Source organism: Pseudescherichia sp., assembly GCF_032052675.1.
Taxonomy (GTDB): Bacteria; Pseudomonadota; Gammaproteobacteria; order Enterobacterales; family Enterobacteriaceae; genus Pseudescherichia.
This window is the reverse complement of sequence record NZ_DAMBWA010000004.1, coordinates 1-14,156: the sequence shown is the minus strand read 5'-3', so window position 1 is coordinate 14,156 and position 14,156 is coordinate 1. Positions and strand designations below refer to the sequence as shown.

Sequence of the window (14,156 nt, the reverse complement as noted above, 5' to 3'; positions counted from 1 at the left end):
AGCTGTACTGAAAAGCCTGTAAGCACGTCAAAACATATATGAATTTATAAATATAAAGTTGACCTTTCGTCTGCAGCAGACGAGACTTGTTGCTGTCCGCCACGAAGGAGAAATTATGCCGTCACTGCTGCCCCTGCAACTTTTTAAGAATCTTTCTGACGAAACCCGGCTCAGCCTGGTGCTGTTGTTGCGCGAAAAAGGGGAGCTTTGCGTCTGCGAGCTTGTATCTATCCTGAAAGAAACACAGCCAAAAATATCGCGGCACCTGGCCCTGCTCAGAGAGAGTGGACTGCTTATCGACAGGCGCGACGGCAAGTGGATCCATTACCGGTTATCGCCACACATGCCTGCGTGGGCAGCAGCGGTCATTGAGCAGGCATATCTGTGTCAGCGGGATGAAATTCTTCATCTCAGTCAGCAGGCTGAGCGTGATAACGCAACCACCAACGGCAAAGCTGTCTGCATGTAAAAATTTTATCTAAACACATTCGATTAAACGCATATATTTACAGGGTACAGTTAGCAGCCCGCTTCAACGGGCAGTTATAATTAAGAAGGAGAGGGTATGTTTCTGGCGGGTGCGATTTTTATTCTGACGCTGGTACTGGTTATCTGGCAGCCGAAAGGACTCAGTATTGGCTGGAGTGCCGTTATCGGCGCCGCGCTGGCGCTGCTGACCGGCGTAGTACAAATCGGGGATATTCCGGTGGTCTGGCAGATTGTCTGGAACGCCACGGCCACGTTTATTGCGGTCATCATTATCAGCCTGCTGCTCGATGAGTCCGGCTTTTTTGAATGGGCCGCGCTGCACGTTTCCCGCTGGGGAGGCGGCAGGGGCCGGCTGCTGTTCACGTATATCGTTCTGCTGGGTGCGGCAGTGGCGGCGCTGTTTGCCAATGACGGAGCCGCGCTAATTCTGACGCCGATCGTTATCGCCATGCTGCTGGCGCTGGGCTTCAGCCCCGGGGCCACGCTGGCGTTTGTGATGGCGGCCGGGTTTATCGCCGATACCTCCAGCCTGCCGCTCATCGTGTCAAACCTGGTCAACATCGTCACGGCAGACTTCTTTAAACTGGGTTTCAGCGAGTATGCCTCGGTGATGGTGCCGGTGAATATCGCGTCCGTGGCCGCCACGCTGGTGATGCTGCACCTGTTTTTCCGCAGGGACATCCCGGACACTTACGACCTGGCGAAGCTGAAGGCGCCGCGTGAGGCCATTCGCGATGCGCGTACCTTTAAAACCGGCTGGATTGTTCTCATCCTGCTGCTGATCGGCTTCTTTGCCCTCGAACCACTCGGCGTGCCGGTCAGCCTTGTGGCCGCGGTGGCGGCGTTTATTCTCTGGCTGGTAGCCCGGAAAGGCAATGTGATTGATACCGGAAAGGTACTGAAAGGTGCGCCCTGGCAGATCGTTATCTTCTCGCTGGGCATGTACCTGGTGGTATACGGACTACGCAATGCCGGGCTAACTGATTACCTTTCTGCCGCCCTGAACCGGTTTGCCGAGCATGGCGTCTGGGGCGCAACGCTCGGCACCGGCTTTCTGACGGCGGCGCTTTCATCAGTCATGAACAACATGCCTACCGTGCTGGTTGGCGCGCTCTCCATTGACGGCAGCACCGCTCAGGGCGTGGTGAAGGAGGCGATGATTTACGCCAACATCATCGGCTGCGACCTCGGTCCGAAAATCACCCCTATCGGTAGCCTCGCTACCCTGCTGTGGCTGCACGTCCTGGCACAGAAAAACATAACCGTCAGCTGGGGCTACTACTTCCGCGTGGGCATCGTGATGACCCTGCCGGTACTGTTTGTGACGCTGGCTGCGCTGGCCCTGCGCCTGTCTGTTTAACCTTAACCCCGGAGCTGTGCCTGTGCAGCGCCTTTATGGAGTAACGCTCATGACTGACATTACCATTTATCACAATCCGGCCTGCGGGACGTCCCGCAATACCCTGGCGCTTATCCGCAACAGCGGCACCGAGCCCACGGTGATTCTGTATCTGGAAACACCGCCGTCGCGCGACGAGCTGAAAAAGCTGATTACGGACATGGACATTAGCGTGCGTGCCCTGCTGCGTAAAAATACCGATCCCTACGAGCAGCTCGGCCTGGCTGAAGACCGGTTCAGCGATGAAGAACTGCTCGATGCGATGCTGGCTCATCCGATCCTCATTAATCGTCCGGTGGTGGTGACGCCGCTGGGAACGAAGCTCTGCCGCCCCTCCGAAGTGGTTCTGGGCATACTGCCGGACCCGCAGAAGGGAGCGTTTACCAAAGAGGACGGCGAAGCAGTCATTGATGAGCAAGGGAATCGCGTCAGCCACTGATGTTTCCCTTGGCTGTGACAGGGAAAATGTGAAAAAGCCGGCAGATGCCGGCTTTTTTATATGCTGCGCTGGTTTACCCGCTCAGAGAGCTGCGCAGCACTCTCCTTCCTTTCGCTGTAGCGGTCGGTGAGATAACCACTACGACCGCGCGTCAGCAGGGTGAACTTCATCAGTTCCTCCATGACGTCCACTATGCGGTCATAATACGGAGAAGGCTTCATGCGGCCGTCCTCATCAAACTCGGCCCAGGCTTTTGCAACGGATGACTGGTTCGGGATAGTGATCATCCGCATCCAGCGCCCAAGAATACGCATCTGGTTTACGGCGTTGAAAGACTGTGAGCCTCCGCTGACCTGCATGACAGCAAGGGTTTTCCCCTGCGAGGGCCGGACCGCCCCGGACGTCAGCGGTATCCAGTCAATCTGCGTCTTCATGATGCCGGTCATGGCACCGTGACGCTCAGGAGAGCACCAGACCATCCCTTCAGACCAGAGCACTAGCTGGCGCAGCTCTGCGACCTTCGGATGCGTCTCAGGTACATCATCCGGCAGCGGCAGGCCGGACGGATTGAATAACTTCACCTCCGCGCCCATGGCCGTCAGCAGCCGTGCGGCCTCTTCCGTGGTGAGTCGGCTGTAAGAGCGCTCCCGAAGCGAACCGTAGAGCATCAGTATGCGGGGCGGATGCGCCACCTCTTCGGCCTTTAATTTCTCTTCCGAAAGGGGCGTATCCAGGAGTGTCAGATCGATATTGTTCAGGGCATCATTCACGTTATTCACAATGGAGTCTCTTTATGGGAAATCTCGGTAGACAGGCTGCAGCTACTGCCACCGGCGCAGCACTCTTCAGTGAGAAAAGCCATCAGCTGCTCAAGCTGCGCATAGCAAGGTCTGCAGAACAAGGTACGACTCTGCCGTTCCTGGCTTATGAGTCCAGCGGACATCAGCGCTGAAAGATGATGGCTGAGCGTGGAGGCAGGAATCTCAAGGTGCTTCTGCAGTTCGCCAACCGGCAGGCCTTCATGACCAGCCCTGACCAGCTCCCGGTATATGCGGAGACGTGTCGGGTGGCCCAGTTCTCGAAGTGCGTTTGCTGCGGTGTGTAAATCCATGCGGCCTCCTTTAACTATATTTCCAGAATAATAGAAATATGGAAGCCGTCAAACATTTTTTTCGTGAAGGGTAGATGCTCCATGGTCCCGGTTCTGCACAACAGAGCCAGAATGACGCTGCCAGAGGACCACAGAAATCGCCGTAATGATCAGGGTCAGGATGAAGGAAAAAAGCAGCGTGCCGGGTATACCGTAGCGCTCCAGCAGTATGGCATACGCAGACGGAGCCAGTGCCGCGAGAAAAAATGCCGGCGACAACAGTATTCCTGTTTTGCGGGCGTACTGCTGCGGATCAAACAGCACAAGAGGAAGTACGGCCTTCACGATCGTATTCAGTCCGTTTACGGCCCCATAGCCCAGAACGAAAAAGGCTGTAGCCACAGGAGTAATGCTGCCTGCAAGGCCGGTCAGAAAACAGAGGGGAAGCAGGATACCGGTTATAAGGTTCAGGCGTATCGCGGAGATTCGTGCACCTGAAACTACACCCAGCAGACGGGCACCTAACTGCCCCACTCCCCACAGCATGCCAGCCAGAGCAGGCACGCCATAAGAGGCCAGTATCCGGGGAAAATGTGTGGACACGCCGGTGGAGACAAAGCTTATCAACGCTATCAGAGTGGCATACCACAGGCCGCTGATGAGTGCTTTTGTGTCCTCTGATGTTGCTGTTGCGTCAGCCGAATGGCCGGATCGCCCTGTTACGGGAAGTTTTACCCGACTGCCTGCCGGAACGGCAGTTAAAAAAAACAGGCTCAGCAGGCCCGCACAGCCATAAATGATGACGGCATGCCGCCAGTCGGTGACGTGAAGAAGCGCTGCGCCAGCAGGCCAGAAAGCGGCCGACGCGAGACCGCCCAGCAGGGTGACCAGAGAGATTGCCTTGCGAGCCTCTGCGCCTGCGGTTTCCACAAGCATGGCAAAAGCGGCGTCATACAGAGCAAGCCGCATGCCCGCGCCTGTCAGGATCCAGACGGCATCCCACGCTAATGTTGAATAGGTAAACGCCATCAGAAAACACCCGATGGTTATAGCCAAAGTTCCCGCCATCATCAGGGTGCGTCCACCGGTACGGGCCATTACGGGACCGATAAGCGGTGAAACCAGCCCCATAACGAGCATGGCAACGCTCAGGCCGGAGAATGTCTCACCGGAAGACCAGCCTGTTTCCGCCATGATGGCGGCTCCGAAGACACCCGGCATGTAGAACGTAATACCCCAGTTGATAAGCTGCGTCATGCCGATGCAGAAAATGGTGCGGCCTGTCAGATATCCTTGTGTCATTCTGTACTTTCCGGAAGCGTAGCGTCGCCATGCCCGAGCGTACGCTGCAGGATAACCGTATCGAGCCAGCGCCCATGCTTGAATCCTACAGACCTGAGGGTGCCAGTGATGCTGAAGCCTGCAGCGCGGTGAAGAGCAAGGGAGGCAGTATTTTCACTGTTCCCCACCACCGCTACAAGTTGCCGAAAACCACGGGCTTCTGCCCATCCTACTGCACGGGATAGCAGCATTTTTCCAATGCCCCGCCCCTGATACGTGGCATCAACATATACAGAGTCTTCCAGAGTAAAGCGATAGGCGCACCGTTCCCGGTATAGAGACAAATAGCAGTATCCTCGAACAATTCCTCCGTCAACCGCCACCAACCAGGGCAGTCCTGCTGCATGTACCTTTTTCAGCCGGGCTGCCATTTCAGCCTCACCCGGCGGTTCGGTTTCAAAAGTGGCGGTGCCGTGTAATACGTGATAAGCATAAATCTGTTGTATAGCGGGAATATGTCGTTCATCTGCTTCGGTTATTTCCATCAGTACAGCTCCCTTTCAGATCAGAAACAGAGACTAACCCGGATGAATCATTTCAGACAGGCAGCAGGGCTTATCAGCGTTATGAGGAAAACTTTGGCATGGCAACACTGAACCTCGATCATCTGGCTACCTTCAGGCTGGTCATCAGCCGGGGCAGTTTCTCGGGGGCGGCAGAAGTACTTGGCTTGTCGCAACCGGCAGTGAGCCTGCAGATAAGACAGCTGGAGCAGACGCTTAAGGTCAGGCTTATTGAGCGAACCAGCCGGGGAGTAAGACCAACGACTGCCGGTTTGACTCTCGCTGAACACTGCATGAAAATTGATGCGGTGGTAAGCGGAGCGGTTGAAGCGGTTTCCCTGCATTCAGACGAAATAACCGGCACCGTTACTGTCGGCACAGGCGCAACAGCCTGTATCCATCTGCTACCTCACTTACTGCAGCAACTTCGACAGACCCATCCCCTGCTGAAGGTGGATGTACGCACAGGCAATACTTCAGATATTGTACGGGGAGTGGAGGAAAACCGTATAGATATTGGTCTGGTAACGCTGCCGGCAGCCGGTAAATGCCTGAGTGTCAGCCCGCTGGGTACGGATGAGTTTGTTGTAATCATGGAAAAGGACACCTCGGAGCAGAGTGCAAAACCGCTGTCTCCTGATACCCTTTTGCCACTGCCGCTGATTGTATTTGAACCCGGAAGTGCCACACGCGATCTGATTGACGGATGGTTCAGCGATGCAGGGCATACTGTCAGCCCGGTTATGGAGCTTGGCAGTATTGAAGCCATTAAAAGGATGGTTCGTTCCGGCCTGGGTTACAGCATCGTTCCCCGTATGTCCGTTGCAAGTCATGAAGAAAGGCAGGGTCTCAGTCTTTACTCAGTAACGCCATCGCTTCACCGGACTCTGGGGACAGTGATGCGGGAGGATCGGATTGTCAGCAGGGGCATAAGTGAAGTACTGAACAGACTAAGTAAGATCTTTCCTGAATCAAAATAAATTTTTAACATGCCCTGACACAGAAAGTCCTGATAGCTGCTTGTTTTACGAGCTGTCGTTCCGCTATAAATTCAAATAAATCAATAGTCCATTATTTTAATGATATTTGTGTCGCCCCACGCTTCTTGCTTCGTTCGTAAAGTCAGACAATACTACTGTAAATACGTACAGCATTTTGACAGGGATTTTTGCTATGTTTCACGCCTTTGAGTTGATGCACCCGGCGGATAATCCGCCGCCCAGCTACAGGCCCCTTTTCCTGGAACGCGTACCCTGCGGTTTTCCCTCTCCTTGCCAGGACTATGCGGAGCAGGAACTCGACTTAAACGAATATCTAATAGCCCACAGGGCAAGCACCTTTTTCCTGCGCGCACAGGGCAACAGCATGCAGGATATAGGACTTTACGACGGCGATCTGCTGATAGTCGATCGGGCACTCAGGCCTGAGCACGGCGACGTGGTTATCGCTGTACTGTACGGCGAATTTACGGTCAAGCGCCTTCTTATTACCCAGAAAGGGCCGGTATTGCAGCCGATGAATCCCGCCTATCCTGTTATTATCCCAGACCCGGATACCCTGGAAATTTTCGGCGTAGTGGCGCACTTCGTGCACACTCCGCGCCGGAGAAACTGATATGTGCGGGTTATCTACACACGGCGGAGATCATGATGTCCATGTTCGGCCTGGCTGACGTTAATTCATTCTATGCCAGCTGCGAGACGCTGTTCCGCCCGGACCTGCGTGGCAGACCTGTGCTAGTGCTCAGCAACAACGACGGATGCGTCATTGCACGCTCCGCTGGCGCAAAAGCGCTTGGCATCAAAATGGGTGCGCCATGGTTTGAGGTAAAAACACAGGATTATCCGGAAAAGGTGCACGTGTTCAGCTCCAATTACGCGCTTTATCACAGCCTCAGCCAGAGAGTAATGACCGCGCTTGAAGAGATAACGCCACGCGTCGAGCAGTACAGCATTGATGAGATGTTTCTGGATCTCACCGGTATTGACGGCTGTGAGAACTTCGAAACTTTTGGCCGTCGCCTGCGTGCGCATGTCTTTACCACAACGGGTCTCACCGTCGGTATCGGCATGGGGCCGACCAAAACACTGGCAAAATCGGCCCAGTGGGCGGGCAAGGAGTGGAAGCAGTTTCGCGGCGTACTGGCGCTTACGCCAGGTAATCCGAAACGTACTGAAACCCTGCTGGCTAACCAGCCCGTTGAGGAAATATGGGGCGTGGGACGGCGTATCGGTAAACGACTCAACCTTATGGGCATCGAAACTGCTCTGCAGCTATCACGCGCGCGTCCGAAGTTCATTCGCGATAACTTTTCCGTGGTGCTGGAGCGCACCGTACGCGAGCTGAACGGTGAATCATGTATTCCGCTCGAAGAGCTGCCACCGGCAAAACAGCAGATTGTCTGTAGCCGCAGCTTCGGCGAGCGAATTACCTCAAAAGTCGCTATGCAGCAGGCGCTGTGTCAGTACGCTGCGCGCGCAGCGGAAAAACTGCGCGGGGAACGTCAGTACTGTCGCAACATCGGTGTGTTTATCCGGACGTCGCCACACGCAAACGGTGAGGTTTTTTACGGGAACAGCGCTGGTGAGAAACTGACGCTGCCAACACAGGACACGCGTGACATTATTGAATCTGCGATGCGATCACTTGACCGTATCTGGCTTGAGGGTCGAAGGTACATGAAAGCAGGTATCATGCTTGATAACTTCACTCCAAACGGTGTAAGCCAGCTCAATCTGTTTGAAGATAACCAGCCGCGGGCCAATAGCGCACAGCTGATGAAGGTACTGGATGATATCAACCAGTCCGGAATGGGAAATGTATGGTTTGCGGGCCAGGGCATTAATACCGAATGGAAAATGAAACGTGAAATGCTAAGCCCTGCTTGGACCACGCGCTGGTCTGACATACCTAAAGCGCGCGTGCTTTGAGTCGGTTACTAATTAAGCTGTTGAAATTGTATTCCACATAAATGCTGATATGTCAGACAGAGTGATGACTATTTTGCAGTTACTGACTCCGCGTGTGGAAATTTACAGTATCGATGAAGCTTTTTGTGATCTTACGGGTATGCGTAATCTGTTATCGCTTGAGGTGTTTGGCCATCAGATACGTGATCAGATTAAGCGAAGAACACATCTGACTGTGGGAGTGGGAATAGGCCCTACAAAAACGCTCGCCAAACTGGCTCAGTATGCAAGTAAGCGCTGGCCCGCAACGCGAGGTGTGGTAGATCTCAGTGACAGACAGCGTCAGCGTAAGTTAATGGCTTTAGTACCAGTTGAGGAGGTCTGGGGTATAGGACGGCGGCTGGGTAAAAAATTACAGTTTATGGGCATTAACAATGCACTTCAGCTGGCTGAGCTGTCGCCTTCATTCATTCGTAAACAGTTCTCAGTAGTTGTTGAGCGCACGGTCAGAGAGCTGAACGGTATTCCTTGCCTCGGTTTAGAAGAATTTACTGCCCCAAAAGAACAAATCATATGCTCCCGATCTTTTGGAGAAAAACCGTCGGACGAAGTCAGCCTGCATCAGGCCATTTGCGCTCATGCTGAACGTGCAGCAGAAAAACTCCGTGCAGAGCATCAATTTTGTAAACGGGTAGCAGTTTTCATCAGTACCAGCCCTTTCTCAGAAAATGAGGTGTTTTATAAGAATCAGGCGGTAACAGAGCTTGCTGTACCCGCTCAGGATTCACGGGATATCATTAACGCGGCTATAAAGGCATTTGATACGATATTTGTACCAGGGCACCGTTATCATCGTGCTGGCGTGATGCTCACTGATTTCCGAAGCGCTGCCGTATCTCAATTGACCCTTTTTGATGACTTTCAGCCTCATCGTAACAGCGAAGAGCTGATGACATTAATAGACAGCATTAACCATTCAGGCAAAGGCTCTGTTTGGTTTGCAGGGCAAGGTATTAAAGATGCATCTATGGGCTGGAAGATGCGCAGAGAAAGGCTTTCCCCCGCCTTCACGACTAAGCTAAGTGATATAATTAAAGTGAAGTGAGCTTCCTTTTTACGCCCAGCCATTTGGTATACCTCATCATTGACTTTCATTATACAATACGGCAGGGTTTTACAGTCTGTTACAATGTGACGGAATAGTAAGTCGTACTAAAGCTGTTATTTTCACGGTAAAAATAGGGAGAAAAAAGGAATATGAAGGGTCTATATACTATTTTAATACTACCTGTTCTCGTAACAGCTTGTAGTATGAATGATATAGCAACTACAAACCAGAAAATCAGTGATGGTGCCTCAGGAATAATGAATTCCCTGAGAGGTAACTCCTCAGGAAATGATGAGCAGCGTATGAAAGTATCTCCTTCAGAAAAAAAAGAATCGACCTCTAAAAGTTATACTGTACCAGTAGATGTTGATACTGCAGCAGCAAGAATTAAAAGGAAGTTTAAGTTTATCTCTAATGATGAACTGAGATCAATTAGAGAAAAAAATAACGATGGCGAATGGACTGCCAGCGCAATTACCGATAGTAATCAGGAATGGGATGCGATGACTGGAAGTTATTATAAAATGGGCTCAGATTGGGGCGACTATGATGATCACCTAACTATTGAGCTAGAAAAAAATGGGTCAGGTAGTCGTATTCATATAACGTACAGTTCTTCTTCAAAGCAAAGACTCGCAAGTAGCGGCTTGCAGGATTTAATGCAAAATATTAAGAATGTAGCTGAAGGGAAGTAACTAATTATTAAGGGTGTGGATATTGCTATATCCGCACTCATAAATCTATAAGGAGTAAGTGTGTTTAATCTCTTGTCCTATTTCCATAATAAATATAAAGGCCGAATTATAGAGTGTGACGAAACTCTGGATTACAGAGCCAACTTTGAGCATGCATTAAAATTTACAAAAGGGCTGGGCTTTAATGAAGGTTCAATAACGGATTTGAAGGATGGTGAATTGGATTATCATAATATGATGGCAAAAGTGTGTCATGAAGCAGAAGTGGATAGCTTCTCTTTTTCAGCAGGGCAATGTCTCAAGTGGTGTCATTTCCTTCAGCCATATTTTGAATCCGCACTTGGCTGTAAAATTTGGACGACAGTCGGTCAATTATGGAAGGGAGATAAATGGCTTTATAATCCCACATATGATGAATTTGAAAAATGGTCCAACAAGGGATTTCAGCCCGAAGATTTTTCTGAGACGCCTGCTCTAAATCTTCATGCCTGGTATACAACAGATACTGGTCATTTGATTGATATTTCATATCTGAGTACTCTTTCAAATGTATTTCCTGATTGCCATGAATATACTGGAGGTGTGCTGGTAGGTAAGCCAAATGATATTTTTCCTGGCTATCAATACGTACCTATAGTCGTTGGGCAAGGTATAGTAGAAAAAATTCAAAGCAAATCTTTTATACCTTTTCTTGCTAATGACGTTGAGGATCTAATGTCTGTTGGAATGGTGATATATGCAGACCCTAACAATGAATAATATAAGAAAGTTGACGATCATCTGAGGCGTTGCTAACATCACCAGTGCATTAGAAGTCGCTACGGCGACCATCCAAAACCCCTGTAACCTGAGAGGGGTGCCTTCGGGCGGTTACCAGCCAATGCTTCAGCGGTCTGAGAGAAGCGCCTTCGGGTGACTGCCAGCTAATGTCCCACATACCTGAGAGGGACGCCTTATGGCGGTAAACCCGTTTAACCTTTGAAAACGGGGGCCACTAATGTGGATAAGGTCACCGACCAAAAACTGGCCGGCTAACGCCTCAATGATTCACATCTTCCTGCTGTTGAATTGTCATTAAAGGAGCTGAATCAGGCTCTGATCTTTCACTACGTTATGATTCTTGCCAGGGATACGCCCTGAGTTTCGTACGACTTTTGCATCGACGGATAAGGCCATTTGGCACATTTGGCCGCTTACGGAGTTGCATTAGGAGCACGAAGCTGCGCGGCGTCACTTGTGAAGTGGCGAAGACACTACCAAGTGACGCGCGCAGCGCATAACGTCTCAACCCACGTACGACGTGGTTTTCAACGTTTTACTACCATCTGACCAACATGTAGTCCGTGTTAGTACGGTATTAAACTCACTTTTACATCAACGTAAGCACGACGGAAGGCCGTCTGAACGTTCAATTATCAGTAAGGAGGAAATCGACTCGGTATCGATGGCGACACTACGAACAGTAGTGTTGGAGGCAGCTTGACGTAAGTCAGCTCTGCATAAGCAGCAAACAGATCAGAGATCTGGGGTGCCTCGCAAGAACTCAACAATTCGCCGCCCCGATGCACAGATACCAGTTGAGACGCAGGAAGCGCAAAAGCAACCGTGTCGTCGGGGATGAATTACTGGGGTACAGATCCGTCCGCTTATTTACAAGCCGAGGGACGTGTATCCCTGTGGAGATATAGGAATGTCCAGATTCAGTAAACAGCTGTGCAAACAACTTGTCACACTTGCTCGTCAGGGAAGGGGAAGTTATAAAACTGTGGCTGACCGCTCAAGAATTGCAGAACGTTTTTCTGAACGTCTGTCTGAACTGAATATTCAGATTAGGGACGTAAAACATATCAAAACTTCCCATATTGAAAAATATATTGAGAGCAGGAAGGCAGACAGTTTGTCTCTCAGGACGTTACAGAATGAGATGTCTGCTATCCGCTCTGTTTTATTATCAGCAGGAAGAAATAAACTGGCCGATCCCAATCATACCAGCCTGAGTAATCAGGCCCTGGGAATTTCTGGTGCTAACCGGGATGGCACTAAACTTCCTATTACAGATGAAAAACTTAATGCGGTTGTGAATTTTGCGCTTAAAAAAGATGAAGGTGTTGCGCTCGCGGTACAACTTTCAAGATACCTTGGATTGAGAACAGAAGAAACCGTGCAGTCCGCAAAGTCGTTAAAAACATGGAAGCAGTCATTGATTAACAATAATGAGCGTGTCCGTGTTGTTTTCGGGACTAAAGGCGGGCGGCCGAGAGAAACAACAGTTTTCAATCGTGAAAAAGTTTTATCAATTCTTGATAAGGCAATTCATTATGTCAGTGAACATAACGGAAAACTGATTGATAAACCTTCTCTGCATACTGCAATAGATCGTTACCGAAATATTGTACGAGAGGCAGGGATGAATGGTAAAAATGCCCCGCATAGTTTGCGTTACGCTTATTCACGTGATGCTGTAAATCATCATATTAAAAATGGAATGAGCCGCGACGAAGCTGAAGCATTAGTATCGATGGATTTGGGGCATGGAGATGGCCGTGGTCGTTATATTAAACAAGTTTATTTTCGCGGTGAAACAGAATAAGTTGTTTCTTTACTGAATTTTCAGGACGTAGCGCCACAGCTCATTCAGGGCTGTGGCTTTTCTAAATTTCAATCCGTATCTTTACATGCTCGAATAACTGTCATGCGTGAAACGCCGGCGAGCCTTGCCGTTTCATTTATTGATTTTCCGTTTTTCTTGCGAAGCGTTCTAATTAACTCATGTTTTTCCTTATCTGCTAGCCTCCCCCTGTATTTCCCTTTTTCCTTGGCGGCTGTAATTCCTTCCATCTGCCTTCTGCGACGATCTTCATAATCTTTACGGGCGATAGCAGCTAACATGTCCAGCATCATATTATTCACTGCCCGGAGCATACTATGAGTAAAGTCATAAGCTGATGGTGTGGACAGGGCAATGTGACTTGTAGGCAAATCAAGGCTTATTATTGAAAGCGATTTCTCATTAATCATCTTTTTTAAAGATTCCCAGCCATTATCATCCAGGCGTGAAAGCCGATCTACTTGTTCTATAAGTATCGCATCCCCTGGCTCTGTATCCTGAAGCAGTCTCATCAGTTCCGGTCGGTGCAATGCTGCGCCTGAAGCATTTTCAACATACCAGCCAGCAATGCGATGATTGTGTTGTTGAGCAAAGTCCTTGAGCCTCGATTTTGCACGCAGTGCATCCTGTTCCTGAGTTGAAGCACGAAGATATCCAAATATAAACAAAGTTCCTCCGGCAGTAACATTAAAATAGTCACATTCCAATCGGTATCATTTAAGTGGTAACTTATTTATATTCTACCAATAAACTGGATAGTATTTAATAGGTATACCCATTTGATACCCAGGTTGACATAATCACTATTTGCTCTGAAAATAGACAGGCTTACTTGTTGCTACATGCAACCAGCTAATGCTCCGGCAGTCTGAGAGGAGCGCCTTCGGGTGACTAGCAGCTAACGTTTCACCGGTCTGAGAGAAACACCTTCGGGTGACCGGAAAATCCTCGCAGCCTGAGAGAGGATACCTTCGGGTGGTAAATCCGTTTAACCTCTGGAAACGGATATTGAATCGCCATGGGTTTAACAGACACCTCAGAGTCATTTAAGATGGCTTAAAGAGAGGTGCCCATGAGCGGTAAGCGTTATCCCGAAGAGTTTAAAACTGAAGCAGTCAAACAGGTTGTTGATCGCGGTTATTCTGTTGCCAGCGTTGCAACACGTCTCGATATCACCACCCACAGCCTTTATGCCTGGATAAAGAAGTACGGTCCGGATTCTTCCACTAATAAAGAACAGTCAGATGCTCAGGCCGAGATCCGCCGTCTCCAGAAAGAGCTGAAACGGGTTACCGACGAACGGGACATATTAAAAAAAGCTGCGGCGTACTTCGCAAAGCTGTCCGACTGAGGTACGCCTTTATCCGTGACAACTCCTGTTGCTGGCCTGTTCGCCTGCTCTGTCGGGTGCTGGATGTTCATCCCAGTGGTTTTTACGCCTGGCTTCAGCAGCCGCATTCACAACGCCATCAGGCAGACCTGAGACTGACAGGACAGATTAAACAGTTCTGGCTGGAATTGGGATGCGTCTATGGTTATCGCAAAATCCATCTGGATCTGCGTGACAGCGGGCAA

General features: G+C 50.2%; 15 protein-coding genes and 1 pseudogene. 11 read left to right on the top strand and 5 right to left on the bottom strand.

All coding sequences use genetic code 11. The annotated features are described in order from the left end of the window. The first annotated feature begins 115 nt into the window (after positions 1-115). From RTX96_RS06870 to arsC, 3 genes are all read left to right on the top strand, one after another. On the top strand, positions 116-469 hold the full coding sequence (locus RTX96_RS06870) for a metalloregulator ArsR/SmtB family transcription factor (RefSeq protein WP_006785991.1): 354 nt from the start codon (positions 116-118) through the stop codon (positions 467-469). A 96-nt stretch (positions 470-565) separates the two neighbouring features. Beyond that, on the top strand, positions 566-1,849 hold the full coding sequence (locus RTX96_RS06865) for an arsenic transporter (protein ID WP_006785992.1): 1,284 nt from the start codon (positions 566-568) through the stop codon (positions 1,847-1,849). Between the two features lie 49 nt (positions 1,850-1,898). Next, positions 1,899-2,327: a glutaredoxin-dependent arsenate reductase gene (gene arsC / locus RTX96_RS06860; RefSeq protein WP_006785993.1), complete on the top strand. Its 429-nt coding sequence runs from the start codon at positions 1,899-1,901 to the stop codon at positions 2,325-2,327. A gap of 56 nt (positions 2,328-2,383) precedes the next feature. Here arsC and arsH read toward each other — a convergent pair whose 3' ends face one another. Genes arsH through RTX96_RS06840 form a run of 4 tightly spaced genes read right to left on the bottom strand, consistent with a single transcriptional unit; the run spans position 2,384 to position 5,243 of the window. Next, positions 2,384-3,106 carry an arsenical resistance protein ArsH gene (gene arsH / locus RTX96_RS06855; protein ID WP_006785995.1) on the bottom strand — a complete coding sequence of 241 codons (723 nt, stop codon included), beginning with the start codon at positions 3,104-3,106 and terminating at the stop codon, positions 2,384-2,386. Continuing rightward, on the bottom strand, positions 3,103-3,438 hold the full coding sequence (locus tag RTX96_RS06850; RefSeq protein WP_006785996.1) for an ArsR/SmtB family transcription factor: 336 nt from the start codon (positions 3,436-3,438) through the stop codon (positions 3,103-3,105). The genes arsH and RTX96_RS06850 overlap by 4 nt, the downstream gene beginning before the upstream one ends. Positions 3,439-3,486: 48 nt before the next feature. Continuing rightward, on the bottom strand, positions 3,487-4,719 hold the full coding sequence (locus RTX96_RS06845; RefSeq protein WP_006785998.1) for an MFS transporter: 1,233 nt from the start codon (positions 4,717-4,719) through the stop codon (positions 3,487-3,489). Next, positions 4,716-5,243 carry a GNAT family N-acetyltransferase gene (locus RTX96_RS06840; RefSeq protein ID WP_020899215.1) on the bottom strand — a complete coding sequence of 176 codons (528 nt, stop codon included), beginning with the start codon at positions 5,241-5,243 and terminating at the stop codon, positions 4,716-4,718. The genes RTX96_RS06845 and RTX96_RS06840 overlap by 4 nt, the downstream gene beginning before the upstream one ends. 98 nt (positions 5,244-5,341) lie before the next feature. Here RTX96_RS06840 and RTX96_RS06835 point away from each other — a divergent pair, with 98 nt between their 5' ends. The 7 genes from RTX96_RS06835 to RTX96_RS06805 all read left to right on the top strand — a co-directional run bounded on the left by RTX96_RS06835 (position 5,342) and on the right by RTX96_RS06805 (position 12,563). Further along, positions 5,342-6,241: a LysR family transcriptional regulator gene (locus RTX96_RS06835; RefSeq protein WP_006786000.1), complete on the top strand. Its 900-nt coding sequence runs from the start codon at positions 5,342-5,344 to the stop codon at positions 6,239-6,241. 193 nt (positions 6,242-6,434) lie between these two features. Further along, positions 6,435-6,875 (top strand): translesion error-prone DNA polymerase V autoproteolytic subunit, encoded by a 441-nt coding sequence (gene umuD, locus RTX96_RS06830; protein WP_006786002.1) that lies wholly within the window; start codon positions 6,435-6,437, stop codon positions 6,873-6,875. Positions 6,876-6,916: 41 nt separating this feature from the next. Continuing rightward, on the top strand, positions 6,917-8,191 hold the full coding sequence (gene umuC / locus RTX96_RS06825; RefSeq protein ID WP_023202697.1) for a translesion error-prone DNA polymerase V subunit UmuC: 1,275 nt from the start codon (positions 6,917-6,919) through the stop codon (positions 8,189-8,191). Between the two features lie 25 nt (positions 8,192-8,216). After that, positions 8,217-9,275, top strand: a complete 1,059-nt coding sequence (gene umuC, locus RTX96_RS06820; RefSeq protein ID WP_308302662.1) for a translesion error-prone DNA polymerase V subunit UmuC — start codon at positions 8,217-8,219, stop codon at positions 9,273-9,275. Between the two features lie 152 nt (positions 9,276-9,427). Beyond that, the gene (locus tag RTX96_RS06815; protein WP_020899213.1) at positions 9,428-9,973 is read left to right on the top strand and encodes a hypothetical protein; all 546 of its coding nucleotides are present in this window, start codon (positions 9,428-9,430) and stop codon (positions 9,971-9,973) included. 60 nt (positions 9,974-10,033) lie between these two features. Continuing rightward, positions 10,034-10,732, top strand: coding sequence for a hypothetical protein (locus RTX96_RS06810; protein ID WP_020899212.1), 699 nt, complete (start codon positions 10,034-10,036; stop codon positions 10,730-10,732). Between the two features lie 931 nt (positions 10,733-11,663). Continuing rightward, the gene (locus RTX96_RS06805) at positions 11,664-12,563 is read left to right on the top strand and encodes an integrase domain-containing protein (protein ID WP_006786007.1); all 900 of its coding nucleotides are present in this window, start codon (positions 11,664-11,666) and stop codon (positions 12,561-12,563) included. Positions 12,564-12,631: 68 nt separating this feature from the next. On the opposite strand, the gene RTX96_RS06800 is transcribed toward RTX96_RS06805, so the two are convergent. Next, the gene (locus tag RTX96_RS06800) at positions 12,632-13,249 is read right to left on the bottom strand and encodes a recombinase family protein (RefSeq protein WP_020899211.1); all 618 of its coding nucleotides are present in this window, start codon (positions 13,247-13,249) and stop codon (positions 12,632-12,634) included. A 404-nt stretch (positions 13,250-13,653) separates the two neighbouring features. Here RTX96_RS06800 and RTX96_RS06795 point away from each other — a divergent pair. Further along, positions 13,654-14,156: pseudogene (locus RTX96_RS06795) on the top strand (transposase); the annotation flags it as partial.

What these genes read in the sequence shown, in the direction of transcription:
- RTX96_RS06870 (WP_006785991.1), top strand. Translation starts at nt 116, where the DNA reads ATGCCGTCACTGCTGCCCCTGCAACTTTTTAAGAATCTTTCTGACGAA.
- RTX96_RS06865 (WP_006785992.1), top strand. Translation starts at nt 566, where the DNA reads ATGTTTCTGGCGGGTGCGATTTTTATTCTGACGCTGGTACTGGTTATC.
- arsC (WP_006785993.1), top strand. Translation starts at nt 1,899, where the DNA reads ATGACTGACATTACCATTTATCACAATCCGGCCTGCGGGACGTCCCGC.
- RTX96_RS06850 (WP_006785996.1), bottom strand. Translation starts at nt 3,438, where the DNA reads ATGGATTTACACACCGCAGCAAACGCACTTCGAGAACTGGGCCACCCG.
- RTX96_RS06845 (WP_006785998.1), bottom strand. Translation starts at nt 4,719, where the DNA reads ATGACACAAGGATATCTGACAGGCCGCACCATTTTCTGCATCGGCATG.
- RTX96_RS06840 (WP_020899215.1), bottom strand. Translation starts at nt 5,243, where the DNA reads ATGGAAATAACCGAAGCAGATGAACGACATATTCCCGCTATACAACAG.
- RTX96_RS06835 (WP_006786000.1), top strand. Translation starts at nt 5,342, where the DNA reads ATGGCAACACTGAACCTCGATCATCTGGCTACCTTCAGGCTGGTCATC.
- umuD (WP_006786002.1), top strand. Translation starts at nt 6,435, where the DNA reads ATGTTTCACGCCTTTGAGTTGATGCACCCGGCGGATAATCCGCCGCCC.
- umuC (WP_023202697.1), top strand. Translation starts at nt 6,917, where the DNA reads ATGTTCGGCCTGGCTGACGTTAATTCATTCTATGCCAGCTGCGAGACG.
- RTX96_RS06815 (WP_020899213.1), top strand. Translation starts at nt 9,428, where the DNA reads ATGAAGGGTCTATATACTATTTTAATACTACCTGTTCTCGTAACAGCT.
- RTX96_RS06805 (WP_006786007.1), top strand. Translation starts at nt 11,664, where the DNA reads ATGTCCAGATTCAGTAAACAGCTGTGCAAACAACTTGTCACACTTGCT.